We start from the raw sequence: 15392 nt of genomic DNA on the forward strand, positions 1-15392 counted from the left end.
TTGAGACTTTACATATTATGAGTTGTTACCCTCCAACTTTACACGATAATTGACCACATCTCTACGAATTTGTGCAATTTTAATGTTTGCACAAATACAAAAGCTACCCCGCGTAGATCCTTCTACGGGATAGCTTTTCTCTTAGCTACTCAACTTTCAGTAAACGCCATTGCTGGTTTTTGCCGCCGTTGTCAGTCCATTGGATGGCCGCGCCGCCATTGGCTTTGGAACCGCCGGAAATATCGATGATCTTACTGGTGGCTCTATTTTTCAACTTAAAACTACCCGCTCCGTTGTCAATGACTTGCCAGTGCTGACTAGTCCAACCGCCATCAGACCATTGCTCGATAATGGCTCCATCCGCCGTTGACCCGTTCTCAACTCCAATCAATTTACCGCTGGCACGGTTCTGTATTTTGTAATAGCCGCTTCCTGCACTAACGAATTTCCATTGTTGGCTGAACCAGCCGCTATCGATATACTGCTCCAAATTATCACCGTTCGCCGTTCCTTGATTCAGGACATTAAGAGCTTTACCACCGTTACGATTCTCGAGTAAGTAATACGCATTCGTATCGATTGCTGGTGAGGATGCTGTTACGATACCTGTACTCGTATCTATACTGACATTACTGCCCCAGCTCATCGTAAGCGATGTACTGGTTGGGAACTGAAGTGGCAGCCAGACATAGCGGGATTCCATCACTTTACCACTCCATGCTCCAGCCCATCGATCTCCCATATACAGATATGTCGTTGTGCTAGAGCCTTCAACAGGGAGTACATAAGCGCTTTGTGAGTCGTATGTCGTTCCGTCACCGAAATTGCTGAGTCCGCTCCATGTCCCCGTAATACTGCTGGCGGTAGCATATTTACCTTGATTAGGATCCCAGCCTGTCGCCCCAGAGGTCACAAGGAAATAGACACTGCCTCGTTTGAACATGGCTGGCGCTTCGCGGTATTGCCCTACCCAAAGCGTTTGAACCAAGGACTCAACACCGAGGAAGTCTGGGGTCAGCTTGTAAATATTTAAATCTGCGTTAACCCTCGTTGCGGAGATTAAATAAGCCGTTCCGTTATCGTTGTACACCGTCATATCACGGGAATCATAACCAAGCGGGCGGAAGCTGCCCTGGTACGTAAACATACCGTCAACTGTGCTCGAGGAAGCTACAGCAGTACGAGCTTGCCCGTAGTCGACGCCATTTTCCCAATGCATCCATAGCACGAACATGCCGGTAGAACTGTTATAAATCACTTTGGGCCTTTCGATATTGGAAACATTCAGCTCAGCGGCAGAATTTTTCGTCAGGACATTGCTTCGGAATTCCCATGTTTTGAGATCACTAGAGCGATAACAAGAAACCGCATTAAATGTTCCGTCTGTGTTGCGATTCTCGCCGAACCAGTAGTAGTAGCTGCCTACCTTAATAACACCGCCACCATGCGCATGAATCACATTACCACCGGTATCCTTGAACTGAATGCCATTTTGAACACTAACGGCTGCTGCCTCTGTTTCTTTTGCAAATAAGAATACACTCAGTACCTGAAGTCCTAACACAGTCACAAGCATGAAGAATAACAAACGTGATAAAGATTTTCTCATCAAATGAATCCTTCCTCTCCATTATTATTTTTGTGGTTAGGCCATTTACCAGCCGCTTCAAAGTTAGCCTCGCTAAAAATTAAGCGCTTTCAAACGTATGATGATCACCTCCTATGCTTTTACCATATAAGATAAGGGGCTTGTTCTTCTACTGAATAAACTAGAATAACTATGAACTTTTCCAACTATTTCAAGTGAACTTTCCATAAAAATAAGGCGAACCCCTAATCTCACGATTAGGAATTCACCTTATGAATACAATTCTTAAGCTAAAGATCGAATTAAAATATCTCTGACTGTCTCCCGCGTCATCATTTTGTATTGCCCCACTTTGTCCTTCATGAATGATTTATGGACTAATTCCTCTATCCTAGAATCATCGATCCCATAATCCCCTAACCGATTCGGCGCACCAAGGGAATTCCAGAAACTTCGCAGTGCGTCAATCCCTTCGAGTGCAATTTCATGATCCGTTTTGTGCGATGGATCAATACCAAAAACAGCAATCGCCAGTTTCTTCATCCGCGAAGGATCTTCCTCAGCACAATGCTTCATCCAGTTCGGGAATACAATCCCAAGCCCTCCGCCATGCGGAATATCATAGACTGCGGATAGACCATGCTCGATTTGATGCGATGCCCAATCTCCACCATCTGTGCCGCAGGACAGCAGCCCGTTAAAGGCAGTCGTCCCCGCATACATGACCGTTGCTCTATGCTCATAACTGTTTAGATCTTCAAGCAGCTTCGGTGCAGCTTCTATGACTGTCAAAAGGACAGACTCCATGAAACGATCAATCATAGGTGTGTTTTCCGTCCGATGGAAGTACTGCTCCAGCACATGCGACATCATATCCACGATCCCATAAACGGTCTGATCCATAGGTACAGAATAGGTATACGTCGGATCTAAAATAGAGAAAGCCGGATAAGCGAAAGGGCTGCTCCAGCCTCGCTTTTCATTTTTCTCCCAATGTGTGATGACGGAAATAGGATTCATTTCAGAACCTGTAGCCGCAAGTGTTAAAACCGTTCCGAAAGGAAGCGCTTTGTGAGGCACAGCTTTCCGAGTCACGATATCCCAAACATCCCCGTCATAATAAACGCCAACGGAAATCGCTTTGACACAATCAATCACACTGCCCCCGCCAACGGCCAGAATGAGCTCGATTTGCTTATCACGGCAAATATCTATGCCCTTCCGTACGGTGTTGAGCCGTGGATTAGGCTCCACACCGGACATTTCAAACACTTCTGCTTGCATATGTGTAAGCTGTTCAATAACAGCATCGTATACGCCATTTTTCTTAATGCTTCCGCCGCCATACACGAGCAATACTCGCTTGCCAGTAGTACCAAGCTCCTGCTGCAGCTGCTCGATTTGACCTTGGCCAAACCATAATCTTGTTGGATTAAACTGTAGAAATGATTGCATGTCTGTATCTCCTTCGATGACTAATATCTACAGGAGTATACCACAAGTAAGATTCAATATCGAAAACGCACCTACTTACATAGGATAGAACGAGGTGACGATTCCATGCCCAAATACCGAATTATTGTTGATCTTTCCGACTTTCAATTATATCTTTTGGATGTAAATCGTGTTGTACGCGGATTCCCTGTTGGTATTGGTAAAATGGTTACCCAAACACCTACGGGAGAGTTTACCATTATCAATAAGCAAGCGCGTCCCGGCGGCCCTTACGGTGCCTTCTGGATGGGTCTAAGTAAGCCTCATTATGGCATCCATGGTACGAATGCCCCCTCTTCTATAGGCAAAAGAACATCCCTCGGATGTATCCGCATGTACAATGAAGATGTGCTTGAGTTAGCCGCACTTGTACCCATTCACACCAGAGTTTCCATTCGACCATAGCCCAAAAAACCGTACACCGCACATAAAATCATGTGAGGTATACGGTTCTTGCGGCCTAAATCCTATGCACAGGTAACGAGAACGAGATGCTGCAGCCTTTGCCAAGGCGGCTTTCCGCCCAAATCTGGCCACCGTGATACTGCACGATCTCTTTAGCAATTGCGAGTCCCAAGCCACTGCCGCCAGACGTGCTGCGTGATTTGGACACTTTGTAGAAGCGTTCAAAAATATGCGGAAGATCCTCTTCGCTAATCCCCACGCCGGTATCGGTAACCCGAATCACTAACTCGCTCGGCTCATCCTTGATTGCCACGTGAACATCAATGAATCCGCCTCTCGTAGAAAATTTAATTGCATTGTACAGAATATTCGCATACACCTGTTCAATACGATCTGTATCTACCGTTAAAAGCAGTTCTTCGCCTTCCGAATGTGCCATGTTTAGCGTATAGGTAATTCCAGCATTCGCTGCATCCAGTTCATACTTCGCAAAAAGCTGGCGAACCATCGTTCCGCATGAGGTTGGAGCTAGCTGAAAATGGAACTGCTTAGTCTCCAGTCGACTTAATTGGTAAAGATCCGTAATGAGCCGTTGAATACCGACAATCCGCATGTGAACGACCGTAAGGTACTTTCTCTGTTCCTCAGGCTCTTGAATAACCCCATCCAGAATAGCCTCTACATAACCCTGAATGGACGTGAGTGGCGTGCCCAAATCATGGGAAATATTAGACAGCAGATCTCGACGCGACGTCTCCATCAAGATCAATTCGTTCGTCCGTTCTTTGACTTTGGACTCCAAATCATTATAGAGTCTTGCATTCTCGATCGAAATTGCCGCCTGGGCAGACAACAGCTTGATAATATCAAGACGGTCTGATGTAAAGGCATTGCGAATCAAATTATTTTCAAGGTAAAAGACGCCGACTAGATTACCCTGATGCAGGATCGGCTCACAGAATATCGATTTACTCTCCGTTGCCCGAATATACGGATCATGTGTGAAGAATCCCTTTTTCTCGGCATCATCGAGAACAACGCCTTCCTTGGTTCGTGCCACGAATTGAATCACAGCCGTCGGGAGATCTTCTCTTGTCTCTAGTAGAACAGAGCTTACGGTGCAGGAATCCTTGCCGTCGATGGCAAGCATCTCAGCCTCCACGAATAAGCTGTCACGCTCCTTCAAAACAAGGATGCTTCTCTCCGCGCCAGATGAATAAGTTACAATTTCCATTAATCGTTTGATCAATTGATCCAAGTTAACTTCACTCGACAACGACCTAGACGTGTTCATAATCGTCATAAAATCAAGCGCCTGCAGGGAATAGTCACTTATTTTGGTCGTGCTCCAATCCTTCGATTCCTTAAGTGAAGTTAAATAGTTCGGATAACGCAGCATTAATTCTTCGGCCTTAGCCTTCGCACCCCAGCTTAGATAACCGTAATACGCATCGACGAAATAGGTTTTGGCAATCTTTTCACGTCCAGCTTCCTTATACATCTTCCCTGCTTGCTCGCAGGCCATCGCTTCATGCTGGATAAAGCCCTGCTCCCTTGCTTGCCGGATAGATGTTTCGTATTCTTGCTCCGCTTTCTGGAAATGACCTGTTACACGGTTCCACTCTGCATGCATGAATAAGCTAAGATGCAAAAAGTTTTCCGGACAATGGGCAGCCCATTTATCCATCTTGCGAAGCATCTTTCTCATTTGTTTGGCCAACATCTTTTGTTCTAGAATCGCAGCCTCTTTATACTTAGCAGCAATAGATAAAGCATAGTAGAAATAGTTTTCAGGAATATGAAACAACCCGAATGAAACAGACTGCATAGGTTCTGCCTCTCTACCAAACTTTAAAGCTTCCTCATATTGACCAAACAAATAATTCAGCATCATTTTTTTTACCGTATACTCATGAAAAATGACTTGGTTGGGGTGGATCTCCAGCTTACGGACAAATTGATCCTCCTCTTCCTCATCCCTGCCGAGAATCAGGGGATTCTCAGACTTTCCTTCCAAATTATCAATGACCATACGCAGCATTTCTAACATGAGTAGGGTGTCATGATGATTGGTCTGTTCCAATATCCGATAGTTTTTAGCTAGGTCTTCCTGCACTTCCGAAAGTACAACACCTTGAAAATCTTTCACCAAAATCTGATAAGTCAGGGCATAACCTGCGAAAACCAAATCACCATCTTCGATCCCACTCCTGAATGACTCCTTCAAATGATCCAAACACACCTGCAAAGGCTTAACCCAAGGAGTAACGAATATACCAAATGAGAAATGGCTTTTGCTGCGGAATTGATGGGATTGAAATCTGGCATTCATGCGGTCGCCAAGTTGCCCATATTGGTATCCTAGCTGATAATCCCCGAAGCCCGAGCCCAGAATCAAGCCATAGCATCCATATACATAGGCCATCATGGGGGTATTGCCATACTTCAAGGCATGCTTCGTCATGATGAACATGAACAAAACGAACAAATTCGTATTCACGAAATAAGCAGAGATGGCAATACTCATCATTAAATTCATTAACTTGGTTCTGTACTCATCTTCCATAATCGGTAAATCGTACAGCTGAAGCGTATTCTTGCGTCCAATCATTGCTTTCAATTTCATATATTCGAAAAAGATGTTCACGCCCGTCGGTTCTTTGGAAACACGGATGCCTTGCTCAGCTAGGGCTTTCAATCCGACTTCCACACTTTTATGCTGTTTTCCAACGTTCGTGTACAGAATCACTTGTAAGTTGTATACTTCGAGCTTAAGTTCGTTCGTACGGGCATCTGCCAGCAGTTCCTCATACGATATTTCGGCTTCATCCGCCTGACCATTCAGATAGAGCACTTCTGACTTCTCCAGTCGAATGGAAAAGCTTAAGTCATTTAACTCCACACCCTCTACCAACTTCAACAAAGCTAATGCTTTATTGTAATACTGAAGCGCTGAACGATAGGCATTTGAGGATTTAGCCTTGCGGCCTGCACCTAAATTAAATTCTAGAAGCTGAATAAGCTCCTGGCGCTCCGTTAACAAGTTAGAGCCCATATTCATATGGTTAACGATATCGAACAACCGTGGCTGGGCTTGATCTTCAGGTAATTGCTCCAGCAGCTGATGCGCGATGTTCAAATGCATTTCTGGCAGTTCTGATTCTTCAATGGATCCATAAACGGCTTCTTGAATCGAATCATGCACAAACATAAAACGTATGTCTCGTGCAGTTGAATTCCCTTGCATCTCGATAAAAAATTTATAATCTGTGCCAACAGGAATCATCAACCCGTTTTGGATAGCAATTTCCAACTCATGCAGAACATCAGTAAAAGACATCTTGGCAATAATACCAAGCGCTTCCAGGTCAAAGGAGGCACCCAAACAGGCAGCTAGCCGCATTAAGTATTGCGTTCTTGGTGGCATACGCTGCAGCTTCTCAGCTAGAAGGAACATCAGATTATCGGTAATTCTAAGCTTCTGAATTTCACCAATATCCCATATCCAACGATTAACTTCATAATTAAAAGTGAGTAAATTTTGCTCGTGTAAGGCAGTTAAAAATTGTTTGACAAAAAAAGGATTTCCTCCGGTTTTTTGCAAAACGAGCTGAGCCAGCTCAACTACCTTCTGCTGCTCGGTTTTCAACGACTCCGCAATCAACTGCTGGACGTCCGCAATTTCTAATGGCTGCAAAATAATCCGTTCCGTAACGAGGCGCTCTGGAAGCTTGTCCAGCAATTGAACACGAGTAGATGATAACCAATTGGTATCATACTCGCTTCGATAGGAGCCTATGAATAGGAAATACTTCATTTGGGAATCGTTCAAAAGCAGATCAAGAAACTGCAAGGAGGCTGCATCTGCCCACTGCAAATCATCCAGAAACAACACGATGGGCCGGTCTTTCGCACAGAAGATTAATAGAAATTGCTGCAGCAAGAAGTGTAATCGATTCTGTGTTTCTTGCGGGGGAAGCTGTTTCGCAATGGGCTGCTCACCGATTAGGAGCTCAAGGTCCGGAACGAGATCCGTCAACACTTTCCCGCTCGTTCCCAGTATTTTCTGCAAACGTCCGCGATACTGTTCGATTTGATGATCTTTCTCCGTCAGAAGCTGACGGACTAACTGTCGCAGTGCTCTAGACAACGCATGATACGAGACATGCTGTTTGTTTGGCTCGAATCTGCCGGATAAGAACCAGCCATTGTCCTTCATGATCGTCTTCATCGTCTCGGCGATGAGAAACGTTTTGCCATAACCAGATTCCCCGGTTACCCAAACGGCCTCCAACGATCCATGAACCGCACGTCCATATACATGAAGCAGATTTTCGATTTCCTGAGTACGTCCGTACAACCCTTGAGGTATCTGGAACATGTCCGTCATGTCATAGAACCCAACCGTAAATTCCGTCATTTCTTCCCCGGAATTGCTAAGCATCAAGCAGTGCTCGAGATCCTGAATAATGCCGTAGGCGCTCTGATATCGATCTTCCGCATTTTTAGAAAGAAGCTTCATAACAATATCCGATAGCGGCTTCGGTATGCCCATCCGTAAGCTTTCAGGAGGAATCGGCGTCACGGCAAAATGGCAATGAATCAGCTCCACCGGATCTTCCGTTTGAAACGGAAGACGTCCGGTGAGCATTTCATAGAACGTGACCCCTAAGGAATAGTAGTCCGTTCGGTAATCGATAATACGATTCATACGACCTGTCTGCTCAGGCGACATATAGCTTAGCGTTCCTTCGAGCATCATCGGGTCTAGCATTTCTTGACGTTCTCTCGTAAAAGAGGAAATGCTGAAATCTGCCAGCTTCATGATCTGCTTTTCGGGATTAATAATAATGTTACTAGGCTTAATATCCTTATGTATGACATACCGCTGATGAATATCCCCAACAATTTTGACCAATTGAATAGCTGCTATGAGAAAGGCTTGTATAGACTGACGAAACATAGGGAAATAAGCCGACAAGGTCTCACCGTCAAAGTCCTCCATAATGAGAGCTAAGCTGTTTTGATGCTTGGGCAGCGCCAATGGCTTAACTATGCCGGGAAAGTCCAGCATTTTGCCTATCTCATACTCACGTTTCAATCTAGCGATATCTGCTGAAATTGGAAAGTCAGAACGTAGGGTTTTGATAATTACTTTTTCCATAGACGGCTTATGAACAGCACGATAGAGTACAGTCCGTTCGCCTTGATAGATTTGTCTGATCAACTCGTATTCCGGCAAAATAAGCATAAAATCCTCCTAGTAAAACTAGCTGCTAGGTATTCCTAAAAAAGCTTTCCATCCCAAGGAAGCCCCTTCTCAAACCGTCGCTTGTCATGATGATGATAAGGTTTCAACAAATCGATATGCCAAAGCTCAAACGTGTACATTTCCCATATTTCACAAGGCTCTTCCGTCGAACCATCTTGTTTCAATATGGCATTAACTGCACGCCGCGCTGCTTCATTAGCGCCTTCCATCGTCGCAAGGTTCGTATTCGTACGAACGTAATCAGCAGCAAGGAACAGATTCGGAATTGCGGTATACGCTTCTGGACGGTCATCCCAAGTACCCACGCGATTAATGAGCAGTGGCTCCATGTTCGTACACGCCTGATCAGGATTCACGAATTGAATATCCGTATCCAAAAACCAAGAATGCAGAACATCGTCTTCTAGGATAACGGCGCCATCCACGTTCAAGCTTAATTTCATCTGTGCCCATACTTCGGCTTTAATCTCTTCAGCCGTGCAAAGTGTAGCCGATTTACCGAATAGTACCCCGGGTGTGTCCCAATCCGAAATATCAACGGATAAAACACCCTTCACTGTCCCATCACCATACTGGCTAAGGTCAATATCCGGCCAAAATTGCTTCTGGGATACCGAAGTCAGCGACCAAGGTGCATCTAAGTATATAACATGTCCATGTGTGATAGGCAGTTCTTCCTTCAAATAATACTGAATACCATTCATCCATGCGACGGAATCAACAAGCTTCTGCACACCTACAAGTGTAGGGTCGGCTTGCACCATAGCGTCGGTAATGAATTTACCCATCACTTCAACTGGGAATGCAGCTATGTAATAATCAGCTTCTACATTGAAGGTTTTACCGTTCTCTGTCACCTTTGCACCGCGAATAACGCCATCCACGCAGTCGATGCTTTCAACTTTCGCCTCTAAATGGTAATCAACTCCCTGGTCTCGTAAAAAGTTTAGCCAAGGGTTCACCCATTTGTCGTTCGTAGGACCATTCAAGAGACGAACAAAGCTGGTGCCTGGTGTTGTGATATCTAGTGTCATTTGAACAGCTACAGGACCGACAGTTTGTGTGTTTGCAATTTTGGATTGACAGGCAACGAGGGTTTTGGTGAATCCAGCGAATATTTTTTGAAAGGCAGGGGATTGTTGATCCGCCTCAATGAAATTCCACCAATCGATGAGGTTATATTCCTCGCGAATACGTTCATCACAGCTCGTCATGATTTGCCATAGCTTACGTCCGTATTGCTCCAGATCATCCATACTCAGACCTAAGCCATTATCGAATAAATCTCTGATGACAACCATAAAATTGTCTAAACTAAATTCAATTTTGGCCAGCAGCGGCAATAGCGGTGCTGTATAGGTGGCAATATCTAACCGTGTCACTTCTGTTAAGTTATCATATACGGTTCCATTCTCATAGGGAATTCGCTTCAAAGTATCTATGACATGTCTGTAAAAGCGAGGGAATAACCGGAAACCATGCTCACCTGGAAGGTCCTTCCTCCCATCAGTTCCGCTGCCTACGAAAGGCATACTTCTCGCTTTCCCGCCTGGAATACTTTTAAATTCGTAGACTGACACCTCGTAGCCTCTTACAATCAATTCATGCGCGGCACTCATCCCGGCAACACCGCCGCCCAAAATAACGACTTTTTTCAACACAGTTCCCCCTCATATTGGATCAAATTGTAAAAAATTCTGTAAAACTATCATATCATCTAGGTCATTTGAATCATAGACTTTTAGTTCTGCGAAGATAGAAAAAAAAGCCTAGATCAGCTGAATCTTGTCAGCTAGATATGCATAGAAAATTCGGTTCCTTTATATTTAATTGAGCCGGAATACCTTTCAACTCAATTTTCTCAAGCTTGTTCCAAAACTGAGGAAAAAGGTGTACAGTAAAATTAATGAAATAACTGCTATCTGCCTCAGGATCCAAACTCAACTTTGAGATTTCCTCGACTTTTTCGATAAGCTTTACAACAAGCTGTTCCAACTGCTCATGTTGAAGCTCATAATACGCTTGACTCAAATCTTTTCCACTCTATGAAATTGATTTCCACTGTTCCTGGAGTTCTGTAAAAACTTGATCATCCATTAATTTCGGCGTTGAGCGAGCACTCTCATCCATTATAGACGCTAAAATCCGATCTATCTGATCTTGAATTTGCTTGATGTCCGCTCCTTGAGGGGCCTGAACGCCTTCCAAAGAATGTAAACTCCGACCATATTCATCCAAGGAAACCATCCATTCACCTAGATGTTGTTGAAAAGTCATTCCTTTCAACTCAATCTTTACAGCCTGTGAATCTTTCCTAATACTGGTCAGCAACTGACCCGTTAATAACAATAGGAATGACGAATACGATGCCGATTAATAAAAACTTCTGCGGATAGCGCAGTTTATTCATAAGGACAATAGCAGGCTTGAACATGTTCGACCATTTTAGTTTGAACAACCCTATAGACTTCATCATTATCCCCCCCTTGTTTGGCGTTAGTTTATCTAACACCATAAAGCGTTTATTTAATAACTTTACTATGAATTCCACCTTCAGACTCTTGCTTAAACCTATTTAGATAAAATTCAACAAAAAAAATCGACTATTTATGTTATTTTTCATAACAAAATACCTAAATTCCTATATCCCACCGAATCATATATAATAAAGGCAACTCCTAATGATGCCATCAAGAGAGAGGATGGATATTCCATGCATAAAAAGATCGGTACACGCTATGTGCCAGATACACAGATCGTCGCTTTACCTCATGGCACTCTGTACTATGGTGATGATTTATTTCTTACTCGAAAGGTTCTCCTTTATCAAATAGAGCTTAACCCTGGACAAATCGGCGAAGATTACATTCGAACCCTTCATCATAAAGCAGCTTTCATACATGACGGTTTTCAACATATCCTGGATACATCTGTAGAGGAAGACTCGGTTACGATCATTCTGCAAGCAAAGCCAGGCTCACTATTCTCCAACCATGTTAACAAGAAAGAAATGTCCTTCCATACCATCATCGCCATGATTGCTGATCTAGGAGTTTCCTTGCTAGACGCGATGGAAGAACGTATTACAGGATTTACAGTAGGCGCTGAAAACTTATGGTTAGATGATCATGGCAAACTTTCTGTCATTAATTATTGGGACAAAGGCGATCCTCAGGCACAAGGAGCAATCGGGCTTTGTCGGTTGATGATTCAGCTCTTTACCGGCGCGGAGACGATTACCAGTGCTTTTGAAGTGATGCATACACATCTGGAGCGCACGCCTATTCCATCTGCGACATATGAGCAGAAATTGGCTTTAATTAAGCTGATTAAGCTCGTTTGTCAAGGCCAAGCATCTCTTTCTTCGTTGATTTTTGGATTGCGGAGTTTACCATCTTCCGGTCAAAAGCAGGACGTGGGGCCTATTCACAAACAAATTCATTATCAGAATCCTAGTAAACCTCAAAACCACGTGGTGGATGTGAATGAAAACGAGGATGAGGTGGATGAGGTTGCACCCGCTGCTGAAAAGCGATCTCAATCTCTGAGCGCTTTAAGTAAGGCAGGGATAGGAGCAATTGCTATTTTGGTCGTCGTCTTGGTCACGGTTTGGGCGCTTTGGCCATCTCCGAAAGTGGAGCCGGTTGTTATGGTACCTATCCCCACCGCCACAACTCTTGCGCCGACAAATACGCCTGTCCCATCTACAACGAAGTCTCTCGGTGATTCGAACAAAAAAAACGAGGAAGTGGCAATACCGAACCTGGTAGGTCTATCCCAAGCTGATGCAGAGGCGCAAGCTTTAGCTGCCGGTCTGCATTACAATTTTTTTATTGAAGCGAATAATCAGCCTAAAGGAACCGTCATTAAACAAGACCCAAAGTCAGGTACAAAAGGTTTGCAGGGCGACAATGTTACGTTTTGGGTTAGCAAGGGGAGTCAGTGATAGCTAATTGAGTTGAAGGCTAAAAACTGTGACACCTAAAGCGGTGATACCTAAATCAGTGATGCCTAGAGCGGTGACGCCTAAATCAGTGACACCTAAAGCGGTGATACTTAAAAGCAGTGATGCCTTACAGTAGTGACGCCACTCGGCTAAGTTGTACTATGTACAACTTTTGTAGAGCTAACCAACCTTTTCCCATCGAATGTTGCAAAAAATACAACAAATTCGCTTGAAAGTGTCCATTTCGAGTAAAAAACGGCTGAATTATTGTACAAAATGCAACATTTTCCACTTTTATGATAAAAATCAAGGAAATTGTTGTACGAAGTACAACACGCAAAACGAAATTTCCCCAACGCGCACGAATCTTGGGCGCTCGTCATAGCGCCACCGCATGTCGGTGGTCAATCCACCACTTGTTCAGGTCAGCAAAATACTTAGTTTCCAAAGTTGGGAATCCGACTAATCGCCAAATCAAGATTCAATCAACTACCACTTCGATAATTATGTGAAGATAACTGACCTTAGGCCGAAGGACCCGGAAAGCTCGTGATTGAACCGTTTCTAAATGTAAAAGGGGCTGTCCTCAAGTAAATACTTGAGGACAGCCCCTTAGTGCCTATTGACCCTCTGAGACATTCGAATCTGGATTCAGAACAAAATTCACACTTCTATTGGATTTTTCCAATGAAATCTACTCTTAGGTCTCGATATTTGTGCTTCTATTAGAATAATCCAATGGAAGTAGCAGGCAGACTGCGAAATTCACAAAGTGGCATCTTAAAATTTTCCAAATATGACTTTCGGGACAGCCGCTATCGTTTTAAACCTTTTACATTAGTATCCAAAAGCTCTACAAATACTCAGCAGTCTTATCCTTTCACAGCAGACCCTACGGTCAACGCTTTCTCCACTTGCTCACTAAAGAGTACATACACAAGCACGGTCGGCAAGCTCGCGATCGTCATCGCCGCGCCCATCGCCCCCCAATTGGTGGTGAATTGACCTTGGAAGAAGAGCAGTCCGAGCGGCAATGTTTTCAAGGATTCCTTGGTAATCAAGATTAACGCCATCGTAAATTCATTCCATGCCGACAAGAAGACGAAGATTACCATTGTTGCAATTGCTGGTTTAATAATCGGCAATATGATCGTATAAAAGGTCCGATAAATGCTAGCCCCATCCATACAAGCTGATTCTTCCAGCTCAACCGGAATACTGCGGAAAAAACCGTAGAAAACCATGCTGGAGAATGAAATATTGAAAGCAATATAAGGCACGATAAGCGCCCAATACGTGTTCGCCAAATGGAACTCACGTACGAGAATCGCCAGTGGAATCATGATGACTTGCACGGGAATGAACATCCCAATCACGACATAAATACGAGCGGCTTCCTTCCACCGCCATTGCATTCTGGCAACGGCATAGGAGAACGTAACCGAAAGTGCAATCGTACCCACAACGGTCGCCGCTGCCACTAACAAGCTGTTGCTGAAGTAGACGGGAACATTGAACCTTGACCAAGCATCCACATAGTTCTCGAATCGTAGATGAGTCGGAAAACCGAATGGATTCGTTACGAAGATTTCATTGTTATTTTTAAGCGAATAAAAGACCATCCACAGCAGTGGATACACCGACAACCCCGCATATCCCCATAAGAAGATGCCAAGGAGCGGATTCTTTTTACGCAATTTGAGTATTCCGTTCATCTGTCATCCCCCTTAAAATGTAATCCGTTCTCTTGCGATCAGTCGGTTAATAGCCAAAGTTACAATCAAGCACTCGATGACCAGGAAAGCAGCCGCGGCGCTTCCATAACCGAATTCACCAACGCGGAACGCAGAGCGGTACATCAGATAGGTCAATGTGTATGTGGAATTCCCTGGGCCCCCGCCGGTCATGATAAACATGTTGGCGAAAGCATTCAAACCACCTGTAATCGCCAGTACGAGGCAAAACTTATACGTCTCAGCCAGCATAGGGATTGTGATCGCCATGTGCGCTTTGAATTTGGATGCTCCATCAATACGTGCAGCCTCTAGGTACTGCTCTGGAACGGACTTTACAGCCGCCAGCAGCAATGCGAACTGGTAACCCATGTACTGCCAAGCATTCACGAACGCAATGGCGAAAATCGCTGTTTTGTTGTTCGTCAACCAATCCTGACGATACGAGATGCCGAGCGCTTCAAATATTTTATTAATCAAGCCATACTCACTGTTATACATCGCCAGCCACAGCTGACATACCACCGTAATGGAAAGAACCACAGGAATGAAGTAGCTAATTCTTAGAAACTTGCTTCCTCTGAACCCTTCTGCGACGGCAAAAGCTAGCACAGTGCCAATCCCGATTTGCACGAAAGCCAAAATACTTGCAAAAACGAAACCGTTGTATAATGATGTGTAGAAAATACTATCTTGAAACAATCGAATGTAGTTATCCAGAAAAATAAAAGTGCCTTCGCTTAATCCATCCCATTCGAATGTACTGCGATAGAAAGTTTGCAAAATCGGATAAAACACAATAACTGTATACAAAAGGAGTGCCGGCAGTGTGAAAAGCATAATGGCTGCCTTATTTCCCATGAATTTGCGCATGTCATCACTTCCCTTATTTAGTAGAAAACTCACACCGGCGCAGAGGATCCAGTGTGAGTCTCCTTTTCCATAGAAACTTCG

10 protein-coding genes and 1 pseudogene are annotated in these 15392 nt (G+C 44.2%); 2 read left to right on the forward strand and 9 right to left on the reverse strand.

Annotated elements, in window-relative coordinates:
- Nucleotides 1-145: 145 nt before the first annotated feature.
- On the reverse strand, nt 146-1609 hold the full coding sequence (locus QFZ80_RS20400; protein WP_307554708.1) for an RICIN domain-containing protein: 1464 nt from the start codon (nt 1607-1609) through the stop codon (nt 146-148).
- Between the two features lie 264 nt (nt 1610-1873).
- Nucleotides 1874-3043, reverse strand: coding sequence for an iron-containing alcohol dehydrogenase (locus QFZ80_RS20405; protein ID WP_307554706.1), 1170 nt, complete (start codon nt 3041-3043; stop codon nt 1874-1876).
- Nucleotides 3044-3148: 105 nt separating this feature from the next.
- Here QFZ80_RS20405 and QFZ80_RS20410 point away from each other — a divergent pair, with 105 nt between their 5' ends.
- Nucleotides 3149-3487, forward strand: a complete 339-nt coding sequence (locus tag QFZ80_RS20410) for a L,D-transpeptidase (protein ID WP_307554704.1) — start codon at nt 3149-3151, stop codon at nt 3485-3487.
- A gap of 55 nt (nt 3488-3542) precedes the next feature.
- Here the strand turns inward: QFZ80_RS20410 and QFZ80_RS39110 are convergent, their stop codons facing one another.
- The 5 genes and pseudogenes from QFZ80_RS39110 to QFZ80_RS20430 all read right to left on the reverse strand — a co-directional run bounded on the left by QFZ80_RS39110 (nt 3543) and on the right by QFZ80_RS20430 (nt 11235).
- Nucleotides 3543-3995 carry a sensor histidine kinase gene (locus tag QFZ80_RS39110; RefSeq protein ID WP_373460419.1) on the reverse strand — a complete coding sequence of 151 codons (453 nt, stop codon included), beginning with the start codon at nt 3993-3995 and terminating at the stop codon, nt 3543-3545.
- Nucleotides 3996-4049: 54 nt separating this feature from the next.
- Nucleotides 4050-8738: pseudogene (locus QFZ80_RS20415) on the reverse strand (AAA family ATPase); the annotation flags it as partial.
- Between the two features lie 35 nt (nt 8739-8773).
- Nucleotides 8774-10420 carry a hydroxysqualene dehydroxylase gene (locus tag QFZ80_RS20420; RefSeq protein ID WP_307554699.1) on the reverse strand — a complete coding sequence of 549 codons (1647 nt, stop codon included), beginning with the start codon at nt 10418-10420 and terminating at the stop codon, nt 8774-8776.
- A gap of 382 nt (nt 10421-10802) precedes the next feature.
- Nucleotides 10803-11036, reverse strand: coding sequence for a hypothetical protein (locus QFZ80_RS20425; protein WP_307560704.1), 234 nt, complete (start codon nt 11034-11036; stop codon nt 10803-10805).
- A 37-nt stretch (nt 11037-11073) separates the two neighbouring features.
- On the reverse strand, nt 11074-11235 hold the full coding sequence (locus QFZ80_RS20430; protein ID WP_307560707.1) for a hypothetical protein: 162 nt from the start codon (nt 11233-11235) through the stop codon (nt 11074-11076).
- 237 nt (nt 11236-11472) lie between these two features.
- Here QFZ80_RS20430 and QFZ80_RS20435 point away from each other — a divergent pair, with 237 nt between their 5' ends.
- Complete coding sequence (locus QFZ80_RS20435; RefSeq protein ID WP_307554693.1) at nt 11473-12705, forward strand: PASTA domain-containing protein; 1233 nt, start codon at nt 11473-11475, stop codon at nt 12703-12705.
- 872 nt (nt 12706-13577) lie between these two features.
- On the opposite strand, the gene QFZ80_RS20440 is transcribed toward QFZ80_RS20435, so the two are convergent.
- Entirely contained in the window at nt 13578-14420 is an 843-nt protein-coding gene (locus QFZ80_RS20440) for a carbohydrate ABC transporter permease (RefSeq protein ID WP_307554690.1), read from the reverse strand.
- Nucleotides 14421-14432: 12 nt separating this feature from the next.
- Nucleotides 14433-15311, reverse strand: coding sequence for a carbohydrate ABC transporter permease (locus QFZ80_RS20445; protein WP_307554688.1), 879 nt, complete (start codon nt 15309-15311; stop codon nt 14433-14435).
- Between the last annotated feature and the right edge of the window lie 81 nt (nt 15312-15392).

This window comes from Paenibacillus sp. V4I7, from assembly GCF_030817275.1.
GTDB lineage: Bacteria > Bacillota > Bacilli > Paenibacillales > NBRC-103111 > Paenibacillus_E.

What these genes read in the sequence shown, in the direction of transcription:
- QFZ80_RS20435 (WP_307554693.1), top strand. Translation starts at nt 11,473, where the DNA reads ATGCATAAAAAGATCGGTACACGCTATGTGCCAGATACACAGATCGTC.
- QFZ80_RS20400 (WP_307554708.1), bottom strand. Translation starts at nt 1,609, where the DNA reads ATGAGAAAATCTTTATCACGTTTGTTATTCTTCATGCTTGTGACTGTG.
- QFZ80_RS20405 (WP_307554706.1), bottom strand. Translation starts at nt 3,043, where the DNA reads ATGCAATCATTTCTACAGTTTAATCCAACAAGATTATGGTTTGGCCAA.
- QFZ80_RS20445 (WP_307554688.1), bottom strand. Translation starts at nt 15,311, where the DNA reads ATGCGCAAATTCATGGGAAATAAGGCAGCCATTATGCTTTTCACACTG.
- QFZ80_RS39110 (WP_373460419.1), bottom strand. Translation starts at nt 3,995, where the DNA reads ATGGTTCGCCAGCTTTTTGCGAAGTATGAACTGGATGCAGCGAATGCT.
- QFZ80_RS20425 (WP_307560704.1), bottom strand. Translation starts at nt 11,036, where the DNA reads ATGACTTTTCAACAACATCTAGGTGAATGGATGGTTTCCTTGGATGAA.
- QFZ80_RS20430 (WP_307560707.1), bottom strand. Translation starts at nt 11,235, where the DNA reads ATGATGAAGTCTATAGGGTTGTTCAAACTAAAATGGTCGAACATGTTC.
- QFZ80_RS20410 (WP_307554704.1), top strand. Translation starts at nt 3,149, where the DNA reads ATGCCCAAATACCGAATTATTGTTGATCTTTCCGACTTTCAATTATAT.
- QFZ80_RS20440 (WP_307554690.1), bottom strand. Translation starts at nt 14,420, where the DNA reads ATGAACGGAATACTCAAATTGCGTAAAAAGAATCCGCTCCTTGGCATC.